Source organism: Spirosoma litoris, from assembly GCF_054776755.1.
In genome coordinates this window covers 96,170-122,247 of the sequence record NZ_BAAHBI010000014.1, presented here as the reverse complement: position 1 = coordinate 122,247, position 26,078 = coordinate 96,170, and the positions used below count along the sequence as shown (strand labels likewise).

22 protein-coding genes are annotated in these 26,078 nt (G+C 48.6%); 6 read left to right on the top strand and 16 right to left on the bottom strand.

Annotation, left to right across the window (positions count from 1 at the left end; translation table 11 throughout):
- Positions 1-97: 97 nt before the first annotated feature.
- The 7 genes from rpsC to rplC form a co-directional block, all read right to left on the bottom strand.
- Positions 98-994, bottom strand: a complete 897-nt coding sequence (gene rpsC / locus ACYVGR_RS11335) for a 30S ribosomal protein S3 (protein ID WP_182459894.1) — start codon at positions 992-994, stop codon at positions 98-100.
- Between the two features lie 7 nt (positions 995-1,001).
- A complete protein-coding gene (gene rplV / locus ACYVGR_RS11330; RefSeq protein WP_182459895.1) occupies positions 1,002-1,394 on the bottom strand; it encodes a 50S ribosomal protein L22 in 393 nt (130 codons plus the stop codon).
- An 80-nt stretch (positions 1,395-1,474) separates the two neighbouring features.
- The gene (gene rpsS / locus ACYVGR_RS11325) at positions 1,475-1,753 is read right to left on the bottom strand and encodes a 30S ribosomal protein S19 (protein ID WP_012930238.1); all 279 of its coding nucleotides are present in this window, start codon (positions 1,751-1,753) and stop codon (positions 1,475-1,477) included.
- A gap of 9 nt (positions 1,754-1,762) precedes the next feature.
- Positions 1,763-2,587: a 50S ribosomal protein L2 gene (gene rplB / locus ACYVGR_RS11320; RefSeq protein ID WP_460956589.1), complete on the bottom strand. Its 825-nt coding sequence runs from the start codon at positions 2,585-2,587 to the stop codon at positions 1,763-1,765.
- Positions 2,588-2,617: 30 nt separating this feature from the next.
- Complete coding sequence (gene rplW / locus ACYVGR_RS11315) at positions 2,618-2,905, bottom strand: 50S ribosomal protein L23 (RefSeq protein ID WP_182459897.1); 288 nt, start codon at positions 2,903-2,905, stop codon at positions 2,618-2,620.
- A 2-nt stretch (positions 2,906-2,907) separates the two neighbouring features.
- On the bottom strand, positions 2,908-3,537 hold the full coding sequence (gene rplD / locus ACYVGR_RS11310) for a 50S ribosomal protein L4 (RefSeq protein WP_182459898.1): 630 nt from the start codon (positions 3,535-3,537) through the stop codon (positions 2,908-2,910).
- A gap of 3 nt (positions 3,538-3,540) precedes the next feature.
- Positions 3,541-4,161, bottom strand: coding sequence for a 50S ribosomal protein L3 (gene rplC, locus ACYVGR_RS11305; protein ID WP_460956587.1), 621 nt, complete (start codon positions 4,159-4,161; stop codon positions 3,541-3,543).
- Positions 4,162-4,736: 575 nt separating this feature from the next.
- Here rplC and ACYVGR_RS11300 point away from each other — a divergent pair.
- Complete coding sequence (locus tag ACYVGR_RS11300; protein ID WP_460956585.1) at positions 4,737-5,681, top strand: sugar phosphate isomerase/epimerase family protein; 945 nt, start codon at positions 4,737-4,739, stop codon at positions 5,679-5,681.
- Between the two features lie 85 nt (positions 5,682-5,766).
- Here ACYVGR_RS11300 and ACYVGR_RS11295 read toward each other — a convergent pair whose 3' ends face one another.
- The 5 genes from ACYVGR_RS11295 to ACYVGR_RS11275 all read right to left on the bottom strand — a co-directional run bounded on the left by ACYVGR_RS11295 (position 5,767) and on the right by ACYVGR_RS11275 (position 12,701).
- Complete coding sequence (locus tag ACYVGR_RS11295) at positions 5,767-6,540, bottom strand: SDR family oxidoreductase (protein WP_460956583.1); 774 nt, start codon at positions 6,538-6,540, stop codon at positions 5,767-5,769.
- A gap of 60 nt (positions 6,541-6,600) precedes the next feature.
- Positions 6,601-7,134, bottom strand: coding sequence for a hypothetical protein (locus ACYVGR_RS11290; protein ID WP_460956581.1), 534 nt, complete (start codon positions 7,132-7,134; stop codon positions 6,601-6,603).
- Between the two features lie 17 nt (positions 7,135-7,151).
- Positions 7,152-7,505 (bottom strand): PadR family transcriptional regulator, encoded by a 354-nt coding sequence (locus ACYVGR_RS11285; RefSeq protein WP_460956579.1) that lies wholly within the window; start codon positions 7,503-7,505, stop codon positions 7,152-7,154.
- A gap of 463 nt (positions 7,506-7,968) precedes the next feature.
- Positions 7,969-11,382, bottom strand: a complete 3,414-nt coding sequence (locus ACYVGR_RS11280; protein ID WP_460956577.1) for an ABC transporter permease — start codon at positions 11,380-11,382, stop codon at positions 7,969-7,971.
- A 641-nt stretch (positions 11,383-12,023) separates the two neighbouring features.
- The gene (locus ACYVGR_RS11275) at positions 12,024-12,701 is read right to left on the bottom strand and encodes a hypothetical protein (RefSeq protein ID WP_460956575.1); all 678 of its coding nucleotides are present in this window, start codon (positions 12,699-12,701) and stop codon (positions 12,024-12,026) included.
- A 237-nt stretch (positions 12,702-12,938) separates the two neighbouring features.
- On the opposite strand from ACYVGR_RS11275, the gene ACYVGR_RS11270 reads away from it, so the two are divergent.
- A complete protein-coding gene (locus ACYVGR_RS11270; RefSeq protein ID WP_460956573.1) occupies positions 12,939-13,679 on the top strand; it encodes an SDR family oxidoreductase in 741 nt (246 codons plus the stop codon).
- A gap of 27 nt (positions 13,680-13,706) precedes the next feature.
- Positions 13,707-14,621 (top strand): helix-turn-helix domain-containing protein, encoded by a 915-nt coding sequence (locus ACYVGR_RS11265; protein ID WP_460956571.1) that lies wholly within the window; start codon positions 13,707-13,709, stop codon positions 14,619-14,621.
- A gap of 162 nt (positions 14,622-14,783) precedes the next feature.
- Here ACYVGR_RS11265 and ACYVGR_RS11260 read toward each other — a convergent pair whose 3' ends face one another.
- The 3 genes from ACYVGR_RS11260 to ACYVGR_RS11250 all read right to left on the bottom strand — a co-directional run bounded on the left by ACYVGR_RS11260 (position 14,784) and on the right by ACYVGR_RS11250 (position 18,958).
- A complete protein-coding gene (locus ACYVGR_RS11260) occupies positions 14,784-17,498 on the bottom strand; it encodes an FtsX-like permease family protein (protein ID WP_460956569.1) in 2,715 nt (904 codons plus the stop codon).
- 3 nt (positions 17,499-17,501) lie between these two features.
- Positions 17,502-17,828, bottom strand: coding sequence for a PadR family transcriptional regulator (locus ACYVGR_RS11255; RefSeq protein WP_460956567.1), 327 nt, complete (start codon positions 17,826-17,828; stop codon positions 17,502-17,504).
- Positions 17,829-18,115: 287 nt separating this feature from the next.
- A complete protein-coding gene (locus ACYVGR_RS11250; RefSeq protein ID WP_460956565.1) occupies positions 18,116-18,958 on the bottom strand; it encodes a helix-turn-helix domain-containing protein in 843 nt (280 codons plus the stop codon).
- Between the two features lie 85 nt (positions 18,959-19,043).
- Here ACYVGR_RS11250 and ACYVGR_RS11245 point away from each other — a divergent pair, with 85 nt between their 5' ends.
- Positions 19,044-19,976 carry an NAD-dependent epimerase/dehydratase family protein gene (locus ACYVGR_RS11245; RefSeq protein WP_460956563.1) on the top strand — a complete coding sequence of 311 codons (933 nt, stop codon included), beginning with the start codon at positions 19,044-19,046 and terminating at the stop codon, positions 19,974-19,976.
- A gap of 462 nt (positions 19,977-20,438) precedes the next feature.
- Here the strand turns inward: ACYVGR_RS11245 and ACYVGR_RS11240 are convergent, their stop codons facing one another.
- Entirely contained in the window at positions 20,439-21,278 is an 840-nt protein-coding gene (locus ACYVGR_RS11240) for an AraC family transcriptional regulator (protein ID WP_460956561.1), read from the bottom strand.
- A 171-nt stretch (positions 21,279-21,449) separates the two neighbouring features.
- Here ACYVGR_RS11240 and ACYVGR_RS11235 point away from each other — a divergent pair, with 171 nt between their 5' ends.
- A complete protein-coding gene (locus ACYVGR_RS11235; protein WP_460956559.1) occupies positions 21,450-23,903 on the top strand; it encodes a TonB-dependent receptor in 2,454 nt (817 codons plus the stop codon).
- A 306-nt stretch (positions 23,904-24,209) separates the two neighbouring features.
- Positions 24,210-25,952: a hypothetical protein gene (locus ACYVGR_RS11230; protein ID WP_460956558.1), complete on the top strand. Its 1,743-nt coding sequence runs from the start codon at positions 24,210-24,212 to the stop codon at positions 25,950-25,952.
- The last annotated feature ends 126 nt before the right edge of the window (positions 25,953-26,078 follow it).

Here is a 26,078-nt window from a genome sequence, read left to right as displayed (position 1 = left end):
TCTGTTATCAGTTAGCGTTCAATGTTTCAGGTTTCAAGTTGATGGTTCAAGTCTGTGAATAAACCGGTAACTTGAAACAACGAAACTTGGAACTCGTTTATCGTCTTGGTCCACCTTGGCCACCACCGCGATTGCCACCTTGGCCACCGCCACGATTGCCGCCCTGGCCACCGCCACGATTGCCGCCCTGGCCACCACCACGGTTGCCACCACGGTCATTTGCTCCGCGCTCACCGCGATTGCGGCCACCCCGTTCGTTACCATCACGGTCGCCACGTGGTCCCCGACGATCTCCACGATCGTTGGCAGAGGCTGTACGTTCACCAGCTTGTGCCTGGCTCATCATGGCTGATGGAGACAGATCACGCTTGCCATAAACTTCGCCTTTGAAAATCCACACTTTGATGCCGATTTTACCGTAAACGGTTTGGGCTTCAGAGATCGCGTAGTCGATATCGGCACGAAGCGTATGAAGAGGTACACGACCTTCTTTGTACTGCTCTGAGCGGGCAATTTCAGCACCACCTAAACGACCTGATACTTTTACTTTGATACCTTGAGCACCTACGCGAAGAGCCGACTGGATAGCCTGCTTCATAGCACGACGGAACGAAATACGAGCCTGTAACTGCTGAGCGATAGCTTCGCCAACCAATTTAGCATCGATTTCAGGCCGTTTGATTTCGAAGATATTGATCTGGACATCTTTGCCCGTGATCTTTTTCAATTCTTCTTTGATCTTATCGACCTCACCACCGCCTTTACCGATTACGATACCCGGACGGGCTGTGTGAATCGTGAGGGTAACCCGTTTCAGGGTACGCTCGATAACTACCCGAGCAATGGCTCCTTTCGGAATACGGGCTGCTACATATTTGCGGATTTTCTCGTCTTCAACGAGTTTATCAGCAAACTCTTTGCCGCCGTACCAGCTCGATTCCCAGCCCCGAACAATACCAAGTCGCAGGCCAACTGGATTTATTTTTTGTCCCATTTCTTAATTATTGTTCGTTTTCAGGGGTTTCTGCTTCTGCCGCTGTCAATACTGATTGAGCTGCACTGTCAACCACGATCGTAATGTGGTTTGACCGCTTCCGAATCCGGTGACCACGACCTTGTGGAGCTGGACGAAGACGCTTCAGCATCGGACCTCCATCAACAAAAATCGTTTTTACATAAAGATCAGCGTCTTCGATACGCTCATCTTCATTTTTCTGCTGCCAGTTGGCAACGGCCGATAAAAGCACTTTCTGCAATACACCGGCACCAGCCTGTGGCTGATATTTTAACAGACCCAACGCCCGGCTAACGCGCTGACCACGAATGAGGTCGGCGATTATCCGCATCTTACGGGGCGACGTGGGCACATCTTTAAGTTTTGCTACTGCTTCCATGTTTTTTTATGGCTCGAAGCGAGGTGCTTTGTGCGCGGGGCTTCTATCACCCTGCACCTGGCTCCTTGCCCCATGCTAGTTTATCGTTTGCCCTTGTCTTTCTTTGCGGTGTGTCCCCGGAAGTTACGAGTTGGCGAGAATTCGCCGAGCTTGTGACCTACCATGTTTTCCGTTACATAAACCGGGATAAACTTGTTGCCGTTGTGAACGGCGAAGGTGTGGCCTACGAAATCCGGCGAAATCATCGAACGACGCGACCAGGTTTTGATGACCGATTTCTTGCCCGAATCATTCTGAGCCTGAACTTTATTGTCCAGACGGAAATCAATATATGGGCCTTTTTTAAGTGAACGTGCCATTTTTATCTGTTACTTTTTGCGTCGGCTAATAATCATGCTTTCAGATGCCTTGTTCTTGTTGCGGGTCTTTTGACCTTTAGCGAACTGGCCATTGCGTGAGCGTGGGTGACCACCGGATGCCCGACCTTCACCACCACCCATTGGGTGATCGACAGGGTTCATCACAACCGCACGAACGCGGGGACGATGACCTAACCAACGGTTCCGACCTGCTTTACCCACAACAACGTTCATGTGGTCGGGGTTAGATACCGAACCAACCGTTGCCATACCAGCACTTAATACCCGACGAGTTTCGCCCGAAGGAAGACGCAGGATAGCGTACTTATCTTCACGACCTACTAATTGAGCATATGTACCAGCCGACCGAGCCATTGCGCCACCTTTACCAGGTGTTAGCTCGATGTTGTGAACGATGGTACCGATTGGCATAGCGGCTAATGGAAGCGCGTTACCTACGTCGGGGGTAGAACCTTCGCCTGACTGAATCATCTGGCCAACAGTAATACCTTGTGGTGCAATGATGTAGCGCTTTTCGCCGTCAGCATATTGCACCAGAGAGATGCGTGCAGAACGGTTTGGATCGTATTCTACAGTCAAAACTTCGGCAGGTTGGCCGACTTTATCGCGCTTGAAGTCAATGATACGGTAGTGCCGTTTGTGACCTCCTCCAATGTAGCGCATAGTGCGGTGCCCTTCGTTGTTACGGCCACCGGTTCTCTTAATGGGCTCTAGCAGACTTTTCTCTGGCTTAGAGGCTGTTATTTCCGCAAAGTCGGGTGCCACGCGAAAACGTGTACTCGGCGTTATTGGTCTTAGTTTTTTAACTCCCATGACTGATTAATTGGTAGAGCAATGCTCGGTTTACAGGTCAGCGTAGATATCAATTACTTCGCCTTCTGCCACCGTAACAATTGCTTTCTTAGTGGTTGGGGTCTTACCCGATACAACACGTCCGTTGATGTTCTTGCTGCGTTTCTTTCCGAAAACCCGGAAGGTATTTACAGCCTCAACGTTTACGCCATACATTTTCTCGATGGCTTTGCCGATTTCGAGTTTGTTGGCTTTTAGTTCAACCTCAAAAGCATACTTCCCTTGCTTGTTAAGGCCCGTCATTTTTTCGGTGACGATTGGTCGTTTCAGTACGCTCATGATTATTTTTCGAACAACGTTTGGATGGTTGACAGCGCTTCTTCGCTGATGAGCAGTTGGTCGGCGTTCATCAGATCGTAGGTGTTCACCTGCGACGCTGTGGTTACTTTCGCTTTCTGCACGTTCCGGCTCGACAATACAACATTTGTATTTACGTCAGGAAGGATTAGCAGCGTTTTACGACCCGTTAGGTTCAGATCACTCAGGAATTGAATGTAATCTTTTGTGCGGGGTGCTTCCAGCGTGATGCTATCGATAACTGAAATCTTTTCAGCTTTTGCTTTTACAGCATAGGCCGACTGGCGAGCCAGCGCTTTCACTTTTTTGTTCAGTTTGAAGCTGTAATCCCGGGGGCGAGGTCCGAAAATTGTACCACCACCTACGAATACTGGTGATTTGGCACTACCAGCACGAGCACCACCCGTACCTTTTTGCTTCTTCAGTTTGCGAGTCGAGTGTGCATTTTCAGCACGTTCTTTCGCTTTGTGCGTTCCCTGACGTTGGTTAGCCAGGTATTGTTTCACGTCGAGGTAAATCGCGTGTTGGTTCGGCTCGATACCGAAAACCTCCTCCGGAAGGGTGACCTTTTTGCCTGTGTCTACGCCTTTGCTGTTATATACGCTTACTTCCATGGCCTATTTCTCAATAATAACGTATGAATTTTTGGCTCCGGGAATCGAACCGCTAACAACGAGCAGGTTTTGCTCAGGCAGAACACGCAATACGCGCAGGTTTTGAACCTTAACGCGGTTACCGCCCATCCGGCCAGCCATACGAAGACCTTTGAACACGCGCGATGGGAACGAACAGGCACCGATCGAACCTGGGTGACGACCCCGGTTGTGCTGACCGTGCGTTTGACCGCCTACACCACCGAATCCATGACGTTTCACAACGCCTTGGAAACCACGACCTTTAGCTGTTCCAACTACGTCAACGAAGTCGGCTTCAGCAAATACGTCGGCTACCGTAAGGGTTTCACCTAAGTTAAGCTCTTGTGTGAATTCTTTGAATTCAACCAGTTTGCGCTTAGGTGTGGTACCAGCTTTTTTGAAGTGGCCCAACTCCGGCTTGTTGCTGTGCTTTTCTTTTTTGTCGCCATAACCCAGCTGCACAGCTGTGTAGCCATCTTTCTCGAGGCTACGAACTTGAGTTACAACACAGGGACCCGTCTCAATCACTGTACATGCCAGAGCCTGCCCGTCCGCATTGTACACGCTGGTCATCCCGATTTTCTTGCCAATTAAACCAGACATTTGTGTTTGTTTAAAGTAAGCAGGTAAAAAATAGGTATTCATTTTCCAACCCGGACCTTCCGAATCGGGCCGCAAAATTAGGCAAATATTTAGATGAATCCTATATCTGCTTAACAATCAGCCCAAAAACAACATAAAAAAAGGTCGGGTGCATTGCACCTGACCTCAGATAGCAGACAATACAATGCAACGCAAGGTTTGTTTGCTTAAAAAGTCAGATGTGGTTTCCTTACGGACCTTCACCCTCGTATGTCGTTAGACTCGATGTTCCGAGTTTGGGAGTGCAAAAGTAAGAAATAGTTAGGAGAAATAGAAAAATTATTTTAAAGAAAAGTTTTGATAGGGTTTTATTGGTGTTTCGGTAAGGTTCAATGATAAATTGTTCGGTCGCTACGCGACCAGCGAAATCGAGCCATGCTTACTATTCTACAAACATTTAGGCGCTATGCGACTTAGGGCGAATTGACAATTGCAATAGAGGAAATTGAAAACTGTGAAGAGCCAGTAAGCAGTAGGTTTAACTCGTTTTGTCATTTAGTACTACGTATCGCAAAACGCCTGAATCCGGTTTGTTCATGTCTCAATCTATCACTCGTCGTCAAACGCTGGCGGCTCTGACTGCCTCTGTAGGCGCATCTCTTTCCTCTAATTCGCTGGATGCTATGCCTGTTCCAACTGCACAGCCTTCTTTCACGCTTTGTCTAAATATGAGCACGATTCGTGGGCATAAACTCGGCTTTGTAAAGGAACTGGAAGTGGCTTCAAAAGCTGGATTTCGATCAGTTGAAATATGGGTTGAAACGTTACAGACTTATCTGAAAAGCGGAGCGACTACAGCAGATGCCCGTAAAGTTCTGAGTGATACTGGTATAAAGGTTGAAAATGCCATTGGATTTGCGCCCTGGATTATTGATGATGAAGCTGCTCGTGCCAAGGGCGTTGCTCAGCTCAAGAGCGAGATGGAAATGCTGGCCGAAGTAGGTTGTAAGCGGGTTGCTACGCCACCAATCGGTGCGCAATCGCCGGGGAGTCCTAAAATTGATTTATACAAAGCGGCCGAACGCTATCGGGCTATTTTGGAAATAGGCGATAAAACAGGGGTTGTTCCTCAACTGGAATTATGGGGCTTTTCGCCCAACTTAAGCCGACTGGGCGAAGTCATGTTCGTGGCTATTGAAAGCGGGCACCCGTCGGCACGAGTGCTGCTGGATATATATCACCTCTACAAAGGCGGCTCTGGTAATGTGAGTTTACCACTGGTTGGTAAGCCGGCCATTGAGGTTTTCCATGTCAATGACTATACCGCCGACTTTACACGAGAAAAAATTACTGATGCCGATCGGGTATTCCCAGGCGATGGTGTTGCACCAATCAAGGAGACATTGAAACTCATCAAGCGCCCAGATCGTCCAATAGTATTGTCTTTGGAGGTGTTTAATAAAATGTACTACGCGCAGGAAGCTCAGGTCGTAGCAAACACAGCCATGGCGAAAATGAAAGCTATGGTTGCTGGCGTATAGAAGGTCATATATAGTCAAGGGTGGTTAGAAATGGGCAGGTATTGTTTATCAATTCTTGACCGTTTCTGACCACCCTTGACCATTTTTAATAGGCCCAGGCTAGTAAGCCGCCATCGGCCGAAATTGTCTGGCCTGTTACGTAGCTGGAGGCAGGCATGCATAGGAAGGAGACAACCGAGGCTATTTCTTCGGGCTCGCCAATGCGATTCATGGGCGTTCGTTTGAGGATGCCAGCCAACTTTTCTGGATTGGTGAGCACTGGTGTCGCTAAGGGGGTTCTTATATACCACGGAGCAACAGCGTTCACGCGAATACCATCGGCCGCCCATTCAACGGCCAAATTACGGGTAAGTTGAAGCATGGCGGCTTTAGACATGCCATAAAGTGAGCCACTGCTGGTATGTGCCAAACCCGATACCGATGAAATCATCACGATCTTTCCACCAACAGTAGATGCTTTCAGCAATGGGTAAGCAGCCTGACTTAACTCGTAGGCTGAGCGCTGATTGGTATTCAGAACATGTTCATAATCGGCCGAGCTATAATCGGCAGTAGCTTTACGAATATTGGTTCCGGCATTATTGACCAGAATATCCAGACTTTCCCACTTTTCTGTAATGGTATCAATAACCTGAGTGGCCATACCCGGCAGGCTCATATCAATCGCTAGTCCATCGACCGTGTGGCCCTGCTGACGATAGGCGTCTAATTGCTGTTGAAGTAAATCATTGTTCCGAGCAACGATAAAAACAGACGCGCCTAAGTCCAGAAATTGTTGGACTATCGCTTCGCCGATTCCTTTCGTGCCGCCCGTTACGAGGGCGCGTTGGCCGCTAAGCGACCAGAGAGATTGAGTCATGTAAGGATGTAATTCGAGGTTGCGTCATAAAACTACGCAGCCTGAACTACAAACCATAACTTAACTGCTCCTCTGATCAGATACGGGTTCCCAACGTTCCTGTTGCAGGAAATACATGACTATGGCTGCCGTGACTGCACCAACTCCGATAATCCATACCACGCCCCAAGGACTCCAGTAAGACCATGTTTTTTGACTAATCAAATGCAAAAAGGCAATCATCATCAGCCCAAGCCCTAAGGCGCCCCCAAGTGCGTACACGAGTGTCTTCTGATAAGATTGTCGTAATGAGTAGGCTCCGTATGATTTGTTCCGAAACTGAAACAGAATATCGTCCAAACTGGCCTCGGCTAGTTGATCTTCTGAAAAAGCTAGTTCCTGATGGTAAAGCTTACGGAGCTTCTGGACCGAATCGGCGTTTGCATCCTGTAGGGTTTTGTTGAGGGCAGCTTCAAAAGGAAGGCCAATCCAGAGGTAGTGTTCAACTTCACAAACAAGATGGTCAAGTAATTCGGTGAGCAGTTCGCCAGAAAGACCGCTTTGGAGCAGATACTTGTGGATATGGTCGATTTGGTTGGGATGTAGCTTTTCCATAAACGTAAAGGATTTAGTCAATTGCCAAGGGCCAGATTAGGAGGTGTTTGAAATAACTGTTGCATATAACTGACGAAATTCTCGAACTCAGAGACCTTCTTAATGGCCATCTGTGTGCCACTGTCTGTCAGTGAATAATACTTGCGTAGACGACCATCGACCTCAATCGATTCATTTATCAGCAACCCTTCCTGCTCCAGCTTGTGAAGAACTGGATACAGTGCCCCAAACGTTAGTGTAAGCTCACCCCGAGTCCGCTCCTTGACGGCCTGGGTTATCTGATAACCATACATTTTATCTTGTTCGGAGAGTAGTTTCAAGACGATTGTCTTCAACGTACCTCGTAAAAATTCACTACTGACCTGTTCCATACCTAAATGGGATTACCCGTACTATTTTCTGTAACGAATATATGTAAGAAAATTAAATATACAAGTAAATAGTTGCGTTTTTTTGAGTAATGTGATTGTTGAGCGCAACTGTAGGAAACAGAAGTTGGTAAGAATTTCTAGTATAACAAGATTTCCTTTCTCAAAGTGAGATGTCTGTATGAACTAATAAATCACAATTTGATATTGCCCCGCACCTGCTATCTCTGCTGTTGAAAGTTTGTGCCATAAACGCATCCACCGCGCATAAATGAAACGTAGTTTTATGAGATGGCAATTTGAGAATGTTAGATAAAATCCAAATTACTCTCAATTGTTAATTTGGATAGCATTAGATATTGTCTTGAGAAAACGGGCGTTTCTTGAACCTATATAAACTCATAAACCCCCAAAGGCACTAACGGTGTGTAATGCCTTTGGGGTTTGAACAGCAAGGGGCTTCGCTTCATTCGCTCTGTAAACTCTTCACTGGATTGGTCAAAGCCGCTTTGATACTTTGGTAGCTGATCGTTAGCAGGGCAATACCAATGGCCAGCATTCCCGCCAGCGCAAAGACCCATCCACTTAGCGGCACACTGTAGGCAAACGTGCCGAGCCACTTGCTCACCGCCCACCACGCCAGCGGACTAGCCAGCACAAGGGCAATCAGCACCAACCCCAGAAAATCTCTCGATAACAGCGCGACGATACTACTCGCACTGGCACCCAACACTTTACGCACGCCAATTTCCTTAGTGCGCTGCTCAGCCGTGAAGGCGGACAGGCCGAACAATCCCAGACACGAAATCAAGATGGCCAGTAAACCGAAGTAGTTGACCAGTGCGTTTACCTGCTGTTCAGCCCGGTAGAGTTTTTCGTAATCTTCGTCCAGAAAGTGGTAATTGAACGGATAGTTGGGGTTGAGCCTTTTGGTGAGTTGTTTCAGGTCGGTAATCGCTTGCTGCGTTTGTCCGGCGCGGGTCTTTACCAGCAGATAACTATTCCACTGCGGGTTATACATCAGAATCAACGGGCTGATGGCTTGGTGCAGCGATTGCAGATGGAAGTCTTTCATCACGCCTACAATGTGCCCTTTGCCCCGCCAGAACTTTAGTTCCTTTCCGAGTGGATTACTCATCCCGATTTGTTTGGCCGTGGCTTCATTGATGATGTAACTGACTGAATCGGCCAGGCTCCCCGTTCGGAAATCACGCCCGTCGAGGAGTTTGATGTTCATCGTTCGGATAAAATCCCCGCCTACTAACAAAGGCGAAATGCTGATATTTTGACCGGCCTTCATGCCCGGCCATTCCAGGTCGCCCGATGAGCTTTGAATGTTGATGGGTAAGTCGCCCGCCGTTGTGGCCGATACAACCGATGGTAACCGCATCACTTCCTGCCGCACGGTTTCAGTTTTGTTTTCTCCGTTCAGTTCGCCTTCCAGCGGAATGTACAAGATGTTTTCGCGGTTCAGGCCCAGGTTTTTGGTGCGTAGATAATTCATTTGTCGGCCCACCACCAGGATGCCTACGATCAGAAAAATGGACAGCATAAACTGAAACACAACCAGCGTTCGGCGAAACTGGGCAGACCCACCACCAACCTGTAGGCGGCCTTTCAAAATCTTGATCGGTTGCAGCGACGACAGAAATAAAGCGGGATAACTCCCCGACAGAAAGCCGGTAATCATCACCAGTCCGAGCAGAATTCCCCACAGAACCGGCTCTGTCAGGCGAAGGGCCAGGTGCTTGTCGAACATGGCGTTGAAATGGGGCAACACCAGCCACACCAGCCCGATGCCCAGCCCAATAGCCAGCAGACTCGTCAACATGGATTCGCTCATGAACTGCCCCATCAGCGAGGACCGCAGGGCACCGACCACTTTCCGAACGCCAATCTCCCTGGCTCGCAGGGCTGAGCGGGCCGTGGCCAGGTTCATAAAGTTGATGCAGGCAATGAGCAGAATAAACACGGCGACAAGGGCGAAAATGCGGACGTATTCGATGCGCCCGCCCACCGGTTTGCCCTTCTCGTAGTCGGCATATAAATGCAGATCGGTAATGGGTTGCAGGGTAGGGCGGCCGGTATCGAAGTTCTTACCAGCCACGCGCGGATAAATGCTGCTCATACTCGCTTCGGCCTGCGCTGGCGTTGTCGTTGGTTTTAGCCGGACGTAGGTATAGAAGCTGTTATTGCCCCATTTTGTCATCCAGTCTTCTTGCTGCACGTTCCAGTTTACCAGCCAGTCAAATTGCAGGGTGGAGTTTTTGGGCAAGTCTTCGATCACGGCGCCAACTACATACAATTTATCGTTATTGAGTTGCAACGTTTTGCCAAGAGCCGATTGGCCGGGAAAGTACTTTTCGGCCAGTTTGCGAGTAATGATGATCTGGTTGGTCTGCGCCAAAGCCGCTTTCGGATTACCCGCCACAGTCGGCAGATCGAACACGCCAAAAAAATCAGCGGTAGCATAATGGCCTTTTTCTTTAGCCGCTTTGTGGCCAGTCGATTCGCCCGCCACCTTAATCAGGTATTGCGGGCCGTAATCCAGTTTGGTAACCGCCGTTACCTGAGGTACATCCTTGGCAATAACCTCCTGCAATGGTCCGGGCGTTACGGAATTGGTCGCGAAGACTTCGCCCGTTGCCGGATTCAGGAAATTTACTCGCACATAGTGAATGGATTCGGCATTGGGCAGGAAACGGTCGTAGCTCAGTTCGTCGCGCACCCACAGGCTAATGAGCAACGCACAGGCCATGCCCATAGCCAGGCCGCCAATGTTGATAAAGGAATAGACTTTCTGGCGGGTCAGATTCCGAAAAGCGATTTTGAAATAGTTGGTGAACATAGCACTGCGGTTTAATGGTCCGGGAGCCCAATTGGCTAGGCTTTCTGAACGCAATACTACCGGCCTACTGCGTAAGGAAGTGGCCAACTTATCAATTGGCCATTCTTTTTTCAGGCTGTTTTTGTAGTCAACCGGGGTTTTGCCCGTCATCTGTTTAAAAACCCGGTTGAAGGTTCGTTGCGAATTAAATCCCGACTCATAGGCAATACCCAGCAGGGTGAGCCGGTCATAGGCCGGATCACGCATTTTCCGGGCAATTGCTCGAACCCGACATTCATTAATGAAATCGCTGAAGTTCTTTTCCAGTCCTACGTTGATAATTCGAGACAACTCATGGGGATGAATCGCCAGTTTCCCGGCCAGGGTGGTTAATGTCAGTTCGGCATCCTCGTAGAGGTGGTTTACCACCACGGCTTGCTTTAGTCTTCGGCCTTTCTCTTTTGCATCCGCTCGGTCAGGGATTGGCATAGTTAGTTTGACCAGGTGATCCGATTTGAGGATCACTTCCCCAGCTAACCCAATCAGCACAACCGCCATCGTCAAAACAAACGGATCACTCACTAGTGTTATCAAGCAGGAACAGCCGAGCCCGAACAAGGCGTTGTCCAGCCAGCGGAAAGCCAAACGCGGCCTATCCATTAGCACGGGTCGCAGCCGACTATAGAACTCCTGGATGAGTCGGCGAGAGCCGTATACATAGATGATAACCGACAGTAAACTGGGCCAGAGGGGTATCCAGTAGCCCACCAGCAACGGGCAAAAATGCAGCCAATCGGTTGGTTGGAACCGCTGCTGCGGGCGCGTCAGTTGCCTGGTATAAAAAAACAGGAGCGGCCCCAGGGCGGGTAACAAAGCCGCCGAGAGCCCGCCTGTTTTTAGGATGATTACGCCAAGGGCCAAACTCAAAAACAGGTTAGCGGTTTGGCTCGGCCGTTTAGTGAATCCGACCAGTAGGGCGAGCGTCAATCCTGAGAATAAGGTTCCCAGGGAGGCCAGCTCGTAAAGGCTTCTATGAAAAAAATCGAGTCTCACGTGGTTACTAATTTCCAGGCGCAATGGTCTGGGTATTCTAGCTGACTACTCTTTCTGATGGAGTCGTTAAAGATAGTCTACTGGATCTTCTACAAATCATTTGCCAAGCCAGTTACGGGTCAAATTAGGTCCTATTGATATGATCTGACTCGATTTTAGGGGTCATCATGTCCACTTATGGACAGTTTGTATCCATAAATGGACACCTAAAAATGGGCTAACCAGGACTACCCCAGGTTCATGCCGGGCCGACGTGTCGGTATACGAAGATAAAAGTTTTGTGTCCGTATTTTTAGAATCCTATCATTCTCATAAAATGCTCACACTTGAGACTAGATGGGCTTACATAGTGCCCCAATTTTCGGGCGTTTAATGCGAAACAGCCTACCTTTCGTACTTCCTAGAATAGTACGAAAATAAATCCTTGGCAAAATGCCCAAAGAGTGTGTTTGAAGGAGGTTTGAAAGCCTAAACGCGTGCCGATTTTCGTACTTTAAGAAGAAAAGTACGAAAAGATAAAATCTAAGAACGACCGTTCCTAGTTGGACAAAAGGGCATACAACCACTATTATCGCTGATTAAATTACCAGTTCTTAGGTAGCTACTCAGCCGCGATGCCAATAATGGTTATCAAGGTGTCATTAAGAGATTTTACGTTGAAGCAAGCGGTCGCCGATTAGCATTGTCCAGATCGGCAAAGGTAGAACGCCAATAAATGTTCCGATGGCTAGGGTGAGGTGAATAAGGGTATTACTCAGCGTCGTAACAGCAGGCCCATCACCAAGGGGAACGGCAGGTACCGCGAAAAGGATCGGATCGACCAACAGACCATAACCGAGGGGAAAGCTACCCGTCAGCAGAAGGCCAAACCCCACCACCATACCAGCCCAGCGCAGGCCCTTTGTCAGGAAGCCTGTCCCATGCCAACAAAGTAGCAAAAGCCACAGCCCAAAGATGCCTTGAGGCACCATGTACATCGTGTCTGCTACGAAGTTAATCAGTGAAAACAACAAGAATAGAATGACCAACGAGAGGGCCCCGATTCCCACTATGAGCCGCAGGGAGCTTCTGGTGGGAATCGGTAGCTGAGCAAGCTTGTCGAGGACATAGACAAGGGGAATTAGGAATCCAAACTGGAAAATAACGCCTACGTCGTGAACCTTAAACCAGGGATTGGTCAAGGCCGTCGAAGAACGGGTTGTGAGGGCCATGATCAAAGCCCCGAAGGCCAGCACTCCGATTATACCGCTAGTGAATGCAGCTCGAGCTACTAAGCGAAAGGACAAGCCAGTTATTGGCGGATATGCTGAGGGAGTCATACGTTTTTTCAGAAGCTATCTAAGCCAAGATACGCCAACGATCGATTTTGAATGCAATTTTTTGAGTGATCGGTAGCTAGTCTCTTTATAGGAGCATTAGGCCTTATCTCCCCTTTACAACCCTATATTAGTAGCGTTTGTCAAGGAGACTCTGCTTATATAACTACAACATTTACCAATCTGACTACTTTTTACCCAAGCCGAAGCGGGACTTTTGTATAAAGCAAATTGACGGGTATGCAAAATCAAGTTTCGAATAAAGTAGTTGCCATTACGGGTACAGGAAGTGGCATTGGCAAAGCCATCGCTATAGAACTGGCCAAGTACGGAGCCAAAGTTGTGTTGGGCTCACGCACCGAAGCGTCATTGATCGAAGTGGCCCAACAAATAAAAGAAGCAGGCGGGGAAGTGGTGCAGGTAGTGACCGATGTAAAGAGAAAAGAAGACTTGCTTCAGTTGGTTGATACCGCTGTAAACACCTATGGAAGGCTGGATGTTATGATCAATAATGCGGGAGTCGCCCATATAAGCCGGATCGATGAGCTGGAGGTGAATGACTGGGACGATATGATTGACACGAACTTGAAAGGCGTCTTGTATGGCATGGCAGCCGCCATCCCTGTTTTTAAACGGCAACAGGCCGGTCACATCATCAATATCATCTCCACCTCGGGCCTCAAGATTGTGCCAACGCAGGGAGTTTATGCAGGTACCAAAAATGCCGTGCGAACTTTAACCGAAGCATTCCGCCAGGAATCGGATGGGACCATTCGCATCACGGGTATATCGCCCGGTTATGTAAAAACAAACCTGGTGAATACCGTGAAAGATGAAGAAAAACGTCATCAGGTGCTACAGGCCATGGAGCGATTAGGCTTACCTCCCCTTGCCGTGGCCAATGCCGTTATTTATGCGATCAGTCAGCCAGCGACTGTCGAAGTAGGAGACATTGTCATCCGGCCTGCATCACAGAATTAAGTTTGGAACGATAGGGGTATACCGCACATGAAAGAAACTGGGATTACATACCATTTTAGCAGTATCTCTCAATTAATGAAGCATGCGGGGCATCCTCCGCCATTGCATCCATTGGTTGCGCTGATCGATTATAGCCAGACTCCGTTTGAGGGCTTGACCAATGGAGAGAGAATCATACTTGATTTCTATAAAGTTTCTTTTAAGCAGCACTTTACCGGAAGGGTGAGGTACGGGCAACGCTATTACGATTTTAGCGAAGGAGGCCTGGCTTTTCTAAAGCCAAGTCAGGTTGTTTTTACGCCTGAAGATCAGAGCAATTACGAAGGATATGCGTTCTATTTTCATCCCGATTTTATTCGGAACTACCCCTTAAGTAAGGCCATTAACCGCTATGGGTTTTTCTCTTATGCCGTTGATGAAGCCCTGTTCTTGTCAGTAACGGAAAAAGGTATCATCAGTCATCTGTTTGATGCTATACAAAGCGAACTGGAAACCAACATCGATGCCTTTAGTCAGGATATACTGGTGTCGCAGATCGAGTTGTTGCTCAACTATAGCCACCGCTTTTATAATCGCCAGTTTCTCACTCGTGAAGCAGTAAACCATGATATCATTTCTTCATTGGAGAGGTTGCTGAATCAGTACTTTGAGGAAAACAAAGGTCTGCAAACCGGTTTACCATCGGTACACTACATCAGCTTACAACTCAACGTATCTGCTCGCTATCTGAGTGACATGCTTCGTACACTCACCGGGCAGACAACTCAGCAGTATATTCAACAGGCGGTTATCGAGCGGTCGAAAGATTTATTGAGTGCTAGTTCATTCTCCATTGCCGAAATTGCTTATCTGCTTGGTTTTGAGCATCCGCAGTCGTTCAGTAAGCTATTTAAAAACAAGACTAACCTCTCCCCCTTAGAATTCAGAGCAACTTTCAACTAACGCATCTTTTATTCGGCCTTGTCTCCCAAAACCCTCCCATTTGAGACGAAAGAAATTGCCCTATCTATAAAGAGAGCATTTCTTTCGACATAAAAACTCAGAATGTTAAGTAGCATCTACTCACATAACCAGATTAATATTCTGAAGTAATGGCTAAATACATTATTCGCTCCGTAAGCTTTTCACCGGATTTATCGAAGCGGCTTTGATACTTTGGAAACTGACTGTTAATAGCGTCACAACCAAAGCGCCTGCTCCCGAAGCAGCAAAAATCCACCAGGATAATTCGGTTCGATAGCTGTATTTCTGGAGCCAGTTATTCAGAAGATAAAAAGCAATGGGCGTAGCGATGCCAAAGGCAATGAGTACCAGCACCACAAAATCTTTGGAAAGCAGCACCCATAGATTGGTAACTGAGGCTCCCAATACTTTGCGTACGCCAAGCTCTTTGGTGCGCTGTTCTGCTGTAAACGAAGCCAGACCGAATAGTCCCAGGCAGGAAATAAAGATGGCGAGTGAAGCAAAAAAAGCAGCTAGTTTTCCAATTCGTTCTTCGTCAGAAAACTTTAGCGCATACTCCTGATCGGCAAACTTGTAGTCGAAGGGAGCCGTTGGGATGAGCCTCTTAAAGACTGCTTCAATTTTGGGTAGGGCTTCTGAAGTACTGACTGTCGGCTTGATTCGGATATTAATCCAGTTATTATCATTTTCTATCAGAAAAACGCTCGGAATCGTAGGTTCATAGGGCGACATAGCGACCATGTCTTTTACGACACCCAAAATGGTAAAGGTTTTAGCGGGACGCCAGCCTGGCGACCAGGTTAGTACTTCACCAACGGGTGAGCCGGTAATTCCCATCAACCTGGCAAAGGATTCGTTGATAACAAGTCCTGTCGAATCGGACGTCAATCCTCGCTGAAAATCCCGTCCTGCCATAAATTGCCACCCTACCGTTTTACCGTACTCGGGCGTAACGGATAGCGTACCACAGCCATTGGGACAGCCAATTTCGGTGCCTTTTCGAGAGAAGCCTGCATTCCACATTGTTATGTTGGTCACAGAACTTCTCGATTCGGCTACTTCATCGACCACACCTGTATCATGCAGTTCTTTTCTGAGAAGTTCATGCTTTCCATTAAACTCTTTTGTCTTCTTCTCGATCAACAAAAGGCCATCCCGACTGTAACCAATTGGCCTGTTCTTGGTGTACTGAAGCTGTCGATAGACGATGGTTGTACCGATAATTAAAGTAACAGAGACAGTGAACTGTATGACTACCAAGACCTTGCGAGGAGTGATAGCTAATCGTCCCAGACTGAAAGCACTTAGGCTGGACGCCCCCTTAAGCACTTTGATGGGCTGAAACGACGATAAATAGAGAGCCGGGTAGCTACCCGCTACAAAACCGGTTAGCAGTATAAAGCCAAGACTAATCAGCCAGAAATATGGTACGTTCCAGGGGATAGCCATTTGCTTGGCGGCAATATCATTAAACAGTGGCAAGGCAATCATTACCAGCATGAGTGATAGGCCAAAAGCCAGCATAACCACTAAAAACGATTCGCTGAAGAACTGGCTAATCAACTGCCCTCGAAGTGACCCTACAGCCTTGCGAATGCCTACTTCTCTGGCCCGTTTTTCGCTTCGGGCGGTACTGAGATTCATAAAGTTGATGCAGGCCAGCAGCAGCACAAACACTCCAATGCAACCGATCAGCCAGACCATCTGCACCGGGCTATTATCGGTCATATCCCGACCTCCATGCAGATGCCACTGACTCATAGGCAGCAGGTGAATTTGTGGGTGATGGGCTATCGCATCCTGCTTACCCTCCAGTTTTTTAAGATTATCCAGCTCAATATCTTTGATGAGGTTAGAAACCTGATCAAAATTCGCCTGAGGTTGAAGCTGGGCGTAGGTAAAGACGAACCAATTGTTCCAGCCCTGATCCTTTACCCAGGGATTGACCGAAACCCACAAGCTGAACGGGGCGAAGAATTTTACGTCACGAAACTCTGTGTTATGGGGTAAATCCTCATAAACCCCCGTCACCCGCGCATCCATATTGGCATTGATCCTAACCAATTTGTTGAGTGGATTGGTATGGCCAAAGAGAGCCTGCGCTGCGGATGTTGAAAGCAGAATCGAATGAGGATCAGAAAGGCTATTACGAGTACCTTCAAGCATTTTTAGGGCTAGCATGTCTGGAGCACCTGATTCGATAAACTGTCCCTTTTGAGTCAGGTTCGTTTCGTTAGTTGCCAGAATATAGTCATCTGGTTTTAAGGCCAATAAGATGTGTTTGAAGTAATCCCCATAGTTGGTTTTAAGCTCACCGGCTACTGGATAGGGCAAATACGTTCCCAGGTATGGCTTCTTTTCACTGGTAATACCCCGCTCGGTAACCTTGGCAACCCGGTTGTAGGTTTGGTGATAGGTATTAAACGTTAGCTCATCCCATAGCCAAAGGCCATTGAGTATGGCGACGGCCATGCCGACCGCTAATCCACCAATGTTTATGGCCGAGTATCCCTTGTTTCGGACCAGGTTTCTGAATGCGATTTTGAGATAGTTCTGTAACATGTTCGGATTTAGAAGAGATGGAACCATGTTTACCTCCGCCAACTGTGCTCGCAGTTGGCGGCCAATCAAGTAAGGCCGACAAAATCGGATCACTTCCCAGACGTATAATCGCCGAGCCGTCGATTCGCCGACCTGGGCCACTTGCTCTTGAAACTGTTCATGTAAGTCGCCCAGTAATTCCTCGTGTAGTTCTGGCGGACAGACAACTCGTAGCAACCGATCGGCCCAGGCGGGCGGTCCCGCACCGGCGGACCGGTCGTTACGGGGCAAAGGGGTATGTTGATGTAGCGCCATGATTTACGAGAGGGATAGGTTGGGGATAGCCTCCCACAACTCATTGCGAACCTGCCGCAGCTCATCCAGGGTGCGTTTGCCGTAAGCCGTAACGGAGAAGAGTCGTTTTCGACGACCTCCCCGAGCCGCCGTAGCTCCTCCCAACTCCGATTTGACAAAGCCTTTTTCTTCCAGGCGATACAAAGCGACGTGGACCCCACTGAGGTTAATGGAGCGATTGGTGCGTTGCTTGAGTTCTTCGGCAATATTGAGGCCATAAGCTGTCCCATTAAGTATCGCCACCGTCAGTAGGACGAGTTCTTCAAATTCCCCTAAATACGCTCTCCCCATACATCGGATTGCTTAGTGATTTTATTTTCTTGTTATTTGCTAAACAAATAGGGTGCCATAAAGTTAAGTTTCAGGTTATCAGGCGAGTAATGGGCTCTGTTGACTACAAGGCTGTCCGAAAGCGTACACCCTACGTCCGATTTTGAAGGATTTAGGAGGGTGAAGTCAAACCGAATTGAGGATAAACTACTTGGTAGTTAGTATAGGCTCTATTTAAGTCAAGGGATCACTAGTCTATAATTCGGAAAGTCTCACAATAAGGCTCAATTTTTCGAGTAGTACGGTATTTAATAGTGCTTACCGGGCTGCGTAATACAAATGGGTTGCTCAGCCAATTGCTTGACGAAGTCGGTCGGGCTGAGACCCAGGTAGCGCTGAAAATCCCGAATGAGGTGGGGTTGATCGTGGTAGCCATGCTGGACTACCAGATCGGCCCAATCGGGTAGTGTGGGGTGCTCCTTTACCAGGTGAGCGATCACGTTTTTGAACCGAATAAATCGGGCCATCTCTTTGGCCGAAAAGCCCACCATGTTTCGTAGCCGCAGTTGGACCGACCGGGCTGAAAGACGACGATTTTTGGCAATGATCTTGATCGGATCAATCGCCAGATTACTGAATAGCGAAGCCTCATCGAGCAAGGAAGCTGTGTCCTCAGGGGTGACATGCAACTGGATATAAGTCATTAGTAACTCAGCCCGGTCGGCAATGGATGGTAGTTGAACCAGATTTTCCCACAAGTCCAGGTAGGTTAGCTCGGTTAGTGGAACGGCCACCTGGTTTGCCGTTTCGGTTCGTAGTGGGTGAATGGATTTGCCCAGCAGCCGGTAAAACCCGTTGAGGGTAAACACGATGACCATGACCTCCGACTCTGGCAACAGTTCATAAGTTAGGACACGGTCTAATGGACCCAGGATGGCCACCCGTTCCACTAGCGAGGTATCATCGGCGATGGATACTGATAGTGGCGGTCCAAAATTAAACACCAGCATCATCTCGTAATGGGGAAACAACTGAAGGGACTGACAGGTCGCTTCATGAGGATGCTTCATGTAATAGATATGCCTGAATACCTCCGTCAGCCCTTCAGGTGCCGTAAAGGTTTGCGCTATTGTCTGCGTATGCTCATTCATATACCATTTATCTATTTCGTTTTCGTACAAGCCTGCTGGTAGCCTGCAACCGAACTTTGGCCCATCAATTAAACAAGTTTCACAGATGGCCTTACATACTCTCATCGGTGCCAATGGCACCATCGCCAATGCCCTGATCCCCGTTCTGCAAGCCAATCAGCAGACTATCCGACTGGTTTCCCGTAAACCCAAAGCCGTTACCGGGGCCCAAACCGTTGCTGCCAGTGCGCTCAACCGCGACGAACTGATCCAGGCCGTTGCCGGTTCTGACGTTGTGTATCTGCTGATTGGCATCGCCTATAACGCCGATGTCTGGCAACGCGACTGGCCCGTCATTATGCAGAACACCATAGCCGCCTGCCAAGCCGCAAACGCCAAACTCATTTTTTTTGACGACGTGTATATGTATGGTCGGGTGAATGGGCCAATTACGGAAGAAACGCCCTATCGTCCAAGCAGTCGAAAAGGTAAAGTCCGCGCTGAGGTGGCGACGATGCTTCAGCAGGCGATGCAGGCGGGTAGGGTCCGGGCCAGTATTGTGCGGGCGGTGGACTTTTACGGGCCGGGCGTGAGCGACAACAGCGCCCCCGGCATTTACGTATTCAGCAACCTCAAAAAAGGCAACCGAGCGCAGTGGCCCATTAACGCCAACGTACCCCGCTCGTTCAATTACACGCCCGACGCGGCACAGGCTTTGTACTTGCTGGCCACCCGTGAGGAGGCCGTTGGTCAGATTTGGCACTTACCTACTCCCCAACCCGCCTTGACCGGCCGTGAGTTTGTCCAGCTGTCGGCTCGTGCCATGAACACATCCAACAAGCTGTTTGTGTTACCCAAATGGATGCTGAAGGCCATTGGTTGGTTTAATCCGTTTATGAAGGAAGCCTATGAAATGAATTATCAGGACGAGTTTGCTTTCCAGTTTGATTCCTCCAAATTTGAACAGGCGTTTAATTATACGCCAACTTCCTACGAAGAGGGTATTAAGGCTACGGCCGCGTGGTTTCAACATCAGTGAGTAGCGTATTTAGCAAGCCGTCCAAGGTGTGAACTGATTTGACACAATTCGAAAATCAGTTCGCACCTTGGACGGCTTGCCGGTTACTGTAGGTAGGTCGTCAAGTAAAAGTGGACAGAACGAAGGTGGTCTGAGTGAAACAACCGAGTTGCCGACGGTTGACAGTTGCCGTGTGGTTACCGACTTGTCTGTTTCACTTTTCACCGCAGCTGGGTACTGCTCCTTATTTATCTGTTTTTACTTGACGACGTATACTGGAAATAGGACAAATTCATAACCTACTAAGATTTCGTATGCGACTGATGGTGTTGGACAGATAGTAAAAAGCACTGTCTCACAATTGGCTCCCACCTGAGACGAAGAAGCCTTATGTAATGCATCAATAATTTGGGCATTAAATGAGATGCCTAAAATCAATTAGGAAAAGCGGTTGACGTTTCGATGACTTGTCCCGTCCCCTTTTTAGAAGCCATAAAGCTTTCTAAAGGAAGCAGGGGTTTGGTTCGTCCACTTTTTAAAATACTTCACAAAATGGGATGGATCGCTAAAACCCAGCTGTTCGGCTACTTCTGTAACGCTCTGATCAGTATGCAAAAGATAGCGCTTCCCCTCCAGCACAACCTGTTCAGCGATCAATTCACTGGCTGATTTGCCAGCTACTCGTCGACAGATGCTGTTAAGATGTTGTGGAGTAACTCCCAGCTTTTCTGCATACGAAAATACCCGATGGGCTAAAGAACCCGGCTGACGAAGTATGTTAGTAAATCGGCGATACGTCAGGTCGGCCGTTTTGGTGGGTTCTAGCTGCGGCTGATCAACAGCCAGCAGACGGGCCAACAAAATTTGTAACATCGCCCGAAGAATCACCGGGCTGTGCGGAGAGGGATGAGTATATTCCGTTTCAATGGCCACCAGCAGCTCCCTAAATGGGGCTGACTCCGGTAAAGGCAATTCCTTTCGTTGTTCGAGCTGCTGCACCAGCGGGTACAGATCACCGCTGTGTTTGGGATCGATAAAATCAGCCCGAAACATGACGACGAACCCTTTGGGAATAGCCGTTAACTGCCAGCAATGGAGTTGGCCAGGAGACAGGAAAAATGCCATGGGCGGGGCAATCGGCAGCAGCTTGGTATCCACCCAATGAAACCCGTCCCCCTCCAGAAGGATAATTAATTCAAAATAACCATTGTGTTTGTGGGGCTGGGTCCGTTTAATGATCTCTTTGAAGCGAGACACCTTAAAGACGAGTTCATTTTCCAGTTTATCCTTTATTAGAAAGGCGGCTGACTCAAGTTTATCCATCGAGTTAAAAAAAGCAGATTCGGTGTCGTTTCGTTTCAAAAATACCAAAATCAGCTCAAACCTGACCATACTAGTCTGCGGTTCCTAAAATACCTTTGCTACCAATCATACTCACTACGGTAACCAAGGGGAAGCATGACCTGGTGACTCGTTTGGAATTGGTGACTGGTCATGAAACAACAACTCCTTTTGGGACTCTTTCTTTTTTGCAATAGCACTCTCGTGTTTGGTCAGGCCGAACTGCGAGGCTTAGTACTGGATGCCTCCACTACCAAACCGATTCCCTTTGTCAGCGTTGCCCTCTATCGACTAGCCGATTCCGTAGCCGTAACGGGTGCGCTGTCGGACTCGATAGGCGTCTTTCATATTGCCAAGGTGACACCTGGCCAATATCAGTTGAAAACGTTTTTTATTGGCTACAAACCCCAGACAGTCGTCGTCACCCTGAAACGAGGTGAGGTGCTTAACTTGGGGTCGCTCTTACTTGAACCCGCCAAAAACCAGTTAAACGAAGTCGTTGTTACCGGACAGCGGTCGGATTTAATCGTCAAAGCGGACCGACAGACCTACCGAGCTGCTCAGTTTGGCGCTGCCGTAGGAGGAACGGCGACCGATTTGCTGCGTAACCTTCCCGGTATCAGTATCAATGCGGAGGGTGAAGTCACTCAACGGGGAGCCAATGGGTTTTTGGTCTTATTGAATGGCAAGCCAGTTCAGGCAAATTTAGGCACATTACTCAATCAGCTCGCAGCCAATACCATTGAGTCCATTGAGATCATTACCACGCCATCAGCTCGGTTTGATCCCGATGGAAAAGCTGGGATTATTGCCATTACAACCAAATCGGGAGCGGATTTGGGTATGTCTATTCTAGTCAATGTCCAGGGCGGTTTGCCTAGTCTGAATGCGTTTGATAATACCCATCACCCGGTTCGCTATAGTGCGGATGCCTCACTGAGCTACCGAACCGCTCGCTGGGACTGGACGCTTAGCACCGCATATTTACGGAATGATCTAGCGGGTCGGCGTGAAGGGGATGTGTACACCATCCTGGGTAATCGCTTGACCCGTTTCCCCAGTACCGGCGAACGCAGTTTTAACCGCTACACGGTTACTAACCGACTAGCGGTGAGCTTTACACCGAGTAAATCGAATGTGTGGTCGGCAGGGTTGTATTATGGACAACGCACCGAAGACCGGACGGCCGATCTGATGTACCATAATACGACTACTGACCGGCAGACTGGCTTACTCATCAGCCAGATTGACTATTTTAATGCGAACCTAGTGCGGAAGCGGGGACAGTTTTTTACGGCTAACCTCGACTACACCCACACCTTCCAGGGTAAAGCAACACTCAGTGCGGGCGTACTTTACGAATATGATTATTTGGACGGTTTTACCCGGAACCTGAACGTTCGCCGAACCGACTTCCGGGATACCTTGCAATATACCTTCACTACCACAGATCGCCCAATTGGTAACGTTCGGGCAACTGTTGATGCCAGTTGGCCTGTGGCTGGTGGACGACTGGAAGCGGGTTATCAGTACCGCTTTCAACGCGACAATGGAGACTATCGGTACCTAAACCAGGATGGCCGGGGCGCACCTCTGCTGGTCATCGATGCGTTTACCGGGCAAGCTCAAGTGGGCAATCAGATTCATAGTCTCTATAGCCAATACAATCACAAAGCGAAGCAATGGGAATATACAGCGGGGTTACGTTTTGAATCAGCCCAGCGAGAGGTGGCTATTCGTCCGCAAGGGCAAACCTATACCTTGACGCTGAACAACCTGTTTCCCTCGTTGAACGTCGTGTATCGGCCCAAAACGGATTGGTTAGTTCGGTTAGGTTACAGTCGCCGGGTGCAGCGGACGAGTAATCTAGCCCTCAACCCGCTACCCGAACGCGAACACTCCGAAACCCTCGAACAGGGCGACCCTGCCTTGCTACCTGAATTTGTAGACCTGAGCGAACTAAGCGCAACGCGAACACTAAGTCGAAGCACCTGGCAAGCCACCCTGTATCATCAAAACGTGCAGAATATCGTTAATCGGGTCAACAGCGTGTATGCGGATACGATCCTGAACCGGCTCTATACCAATGCGGGTCGGGCGGGGCGGCTTGGTTTAGAATTAACCTCAGACCTTACCCTCACCAAACGCTGGAAACTCTACATCGGCGGTACGGTGTATCGGTCAATGATTTCCGGTCAGTTGTTTCAGAATACAGTCGTGTTCAACAATCAGGCATGGGCTTACTCGATTAATGCCAATACGAGCTTACAACCTGCTTCGGGCTGGGTACTACAGGCCAATTTGAATTATCTCTCCCAACGGATTACTGCTCAGGGACAAGATTCCCGCTTCTTTGTGCCGAATTTATCCATTAAGAAAAGTTTTGCCCAAAACCGCCTTTCGGTCCTGTTTCAATGGCAAAATATAGGTCTAGGTTGGCTACCCAGCAATGAGCAGCGGATCACCACGCACGGAGCGGATTTTTATACGACGACCAATTATATCCAGGAGCGAGATATTCTACTGCTCAACCTAAGTTACTCCCTGCGTCAGCGTAGCAAATCCGTCAAGTTACCCACCAATGAGTTTGGGGAGAAAGAGTTTTAAACGTTCTCAATTACATCACTCCTAGAGCTTGTGGGCATCTGTCCATGCTCTAGTGGCACATTCTCATCAAACGCTCCCAACTGAGACGAACAAGCCTTATATGTCTGCTACTCAAATAGCTCTACAATTGGCTCAGCTTGACGAGAAATGCAACTGCGGCTAGACCAACTAACTCATTGGCTTTCTCCTCGGGCTTTACCACTCCCTCAAATCTTCCATTAAATCCCTATTAAAGTCTTGCTTGTGAAGCACTTGATGACTCAATTGCTTACCGGAATCGACTTGGTTCGTTCAGCAAGCGCTACTATGAAAAAATTAGTTGTATTCGGCAGCCTGCTGCTGGGGCTAAGCCCGCTTAACCCCAGCAGGGCTCAAGGCAATAAATCTAATCTGTTAATGGGGATCGGCAATGATGTCTCCCATGGCAGTTATAATACCAGCTATGGCTGGCTGGACAATCTAGCGGGTGTTCCTAACCAGCCAGATTATCCGACCGGCTCGGGCAATACCTTCATGGGAGCTAACTCGGGCACTGACAACCGAGGCTCCGACAACACCGCTGTAGGCTTTAATGCCGGGGGCTGGTTTATTAAAGGGTCCCAGAATGTGTTTATTGGTTCCGGTGCAGCTGCCTATGCGTATACCTCAGATTATGGCGATAGCGGCCCCGGCGTTACCAGTAGAATGCTGACGGGTAACAGCTTTTTGGGCTATCAGGCCGGCTATTATAATCGGGCCGATTATAATGTATTTATTGGCTATCAGTCCGGCTACGCCAATGTAACCGGTATCCGTAATGTGTTCGTGGGAGCGGGTGCAGGCTATGCCAGTACCTTAGGTGATAATTCCTTTCTGGGCTACCAGGCTGGTCAGAACACCACTACGGGCACCGACAACACCTTTCTAGGATCGGTAGCTGGCCAGAGTAATACCACGGGCTCGTTAAACACCTTTGTCGGCAGTTATAACGGCCAAGCTAATACGACGGGTCGGCTCAATGCCTTTGTCGGCTTTGCTTCTGGTTCAAGTAATACCACAGGTGGAGTCAATACCTTTGTTGGGGCCTACGCGGGAACTGCCAATACGACTGGCAATCAAAACACATTTTCAGGCTACTCTGCTGGACAAGCAACCACAACCGGCAGCAATAATGTATTTACGGGTTATCGGGCTGGCAATGCCAATACCTCAGGCTACAGTAATGTGGCTATGGGTATAAAGGCAGCTTATAAAAACAGCACCGGGAACAACAACGTAGCGGTGGGAGATTCTGCTGGCTATAATGCCACAGTGTCGGCCAATACGTTTGTGGGTTCCAAGGCTGGTTACAACAACCAAACGGGGAGTCAGAATACGTTTGTCGGCTACCAGTCGGGCCAGAATGTGACCACGGGCAGTAACAACATCATCATCGGTCCCAATTCCGGTACGGCCATTACGACGACTGATGACAACGTGTTGATGGGCTACAACAGCCAGGCAGACGAAGGTATTTTCAATGGCATTGCCATTGGGGCAAACAGCCGGGTAGCTGCTAGTAATGCTCTCATATTAGGCAATGGCGTTAATGTCGGCATTGGAACCTCAAGACCTACAGCTCGATTGCATGTGCGTAGTCAGCAATTGAATGAATCTGGACTCCGATTGGAACAGTTAACCAGCCAAAGCCCAGCCTGGCTGACCACGGACCAATTCCTGACTGTTAATGAGAACGGTGAAGTAGTCAAAGCGCGATACCAACTACGAATCAACAAGGCCAGCGAATGGAGCGATAAAGTGTTCGCGCCAAGTTACACCCTACGCTCATTGAATGAAGTAGCCACCTATGTGCAGACTCATCAGCATTTACCTGGCGTACCATCGGCTGAGCAAGTAACCAGAGAAGGTGTCGATCTGGTCAAGATGAATGTAACCTTGCTAGAGAAAGTGGAGGAATTGACCTTGTATAGTATCCAACTTGAGCAAGACCTGCAATCAACTAAGCAAAAGCAGCAGGCTGAGATTGACGAGTTAAAGCGGTTATTGAACCTAGTACTTGATAAGAAGTGATGGGTGATAATCTCAAAAAAGGCTTGTTTGTGCAAACTGTTGACAGTTGATGTGGACAGACATTAACTTTTCTTTGTAGGGCATCAACCCGCCAAATCCTTTACAGGTCGCTGGGCGGTCCAGATA

Coding starts and splice junctions, on each gene's coding strand:
- ACYVGR_RS11295 (WP_460956583.1), bottom strand. CDS start 6,540: ATGACTCAATCTCTCTGGTCGCTTAGCGGCCAACGCGCCCTCGTAACG.
- ACYVGR_RS11275 (WP_460956575.1), bottom strand. CDS start 12,701: ATGACTCCCTCAGCATATCCGCCAATAACTGGCTTGTCCTTTCGCTTA.
- ACYVGR_RS11265 (WP_460956571.1), top strand. CDS start 13,707: ATGAAAGAAACTGGGATTACATACCATTTTAGCAGTATCTCTCAATTA.
- rplV (WP_182459895.1), bottom strand. CDS start 1,394: ATGGAAGCAGTAGCAAAACTTAAAGATGTGCCCACGTCGCCCCGTAAG.
- ACYVGR_RS11255 (WP_460956567.1), bottom strand. CDS start 17,828: ATGGGGAGAGCGTATTTAGGGGAATTTGAAGAACTCGTCCTACTGACG.
- ACYVGR_RS11290 (WP_460956581.1), bottom strand. CDS start 7,134: ATGGAAAAGCTACATCCCAACCAAATCGACCATATCCACAAGTATCTG.
- rplB (WP_460956589.1), bottom strand. CDS start 2,587: ATGGGAGTTAAAAAACTAAGACCAATAACGCCGAGTACACGTTTTCGC.
- rplW (WP_182459897.1), bottom strand. CDS start 2,905: ATGAGCGTACTGAAACGACCAATCGTCACCGAAAAAATGACGGGCCTT.
- ACYVGR_RS11245 (WP_460956563.1), top strand. CDS start 19,044: ATGGCCTTACATACTCTCATCGGTGCCAATGGCACCATCGCCAATGCC.
- ACYVGR_RS11235 (WP_460956559.1), top strand. CDS start 21,450: ATGAAACAACAACTCCTTTTGGGACTCTTTCTTTTTTGCAATAGCACT.
- rpsS (WP_012930238.1), bottom strand. CDS start 1,753: ATGGCACGTTCACTTAAAAAAGGCCCATATATTGATTTCCGTCTGGAC.
- ACYVGR_RS11240 (WP_460956561.1), bottom strand. CDS start 21,278: ATGGATAAACTTGAGTCAGCCGCCTTTCTAATAAAGGATAAACTGGAA.
- ACYVGR_RS11285 (WP_460956579.1), bottom strand. CDS start 7,505: ATGGAACAGGTCAGTAGTGAATTTTTACGAGGTACGTTGAAGACAATC.
- ACYVGR_RS11260 (WP_460956569.1), bottom strand. CDS start 17,498: ATGGCGCTACATCAACATACCCCTTTGCCCCGTAACGACCGGTCCGCC.
- rpsC (WP_182459894.1), bottom strand. CDS start 994: ATGGGACAAAAAATAAATCCAGTTGGCCTGCGACTTGGTATTGTTCGG.
- ACYVGR_RS11230 (WP_460956558.1), top strand. CDS start 24,210: ATGAAAAAATTAGTTGTATTCGGCAGCCTGCTGCTGGGGCTAAGCCCG.
- ACYVGR_RS11250 (WP_460956565.1), bottom strand. CDS start 18,958: ATGAATGAGCATACGCAGACAATAGCGCAAACCTTTACGGCACCTGAA.
- rplC (WP_460956587.1), bottom strand. CDS start 4,161: ATGTCTGGTTTAATTGGCAAGAAAATCGGGATGACCAGCGTGTACAAT.
- ACYVGR_RS11300 (WP_460956585.1), top strand. CDS start 4,737: ATGTCTCAATCTATCACTCGTCGTCAAACGCTGGCGGCTCTGACTGCC.
- ACYVGR_RS11270 (WP_460956573.1), top strand. CDS start 12,939: ATGCAAAATCAAGTTTCGAATAAAGTAGTTGCCATTACGGGTACAGGA.
- rplD (WP_182459898.1), bottom strand. CDS start 3,537: ATGGAAGTAAGCGTATATAACAGCAAAGGCGTAGACACAGGCAAAAAG.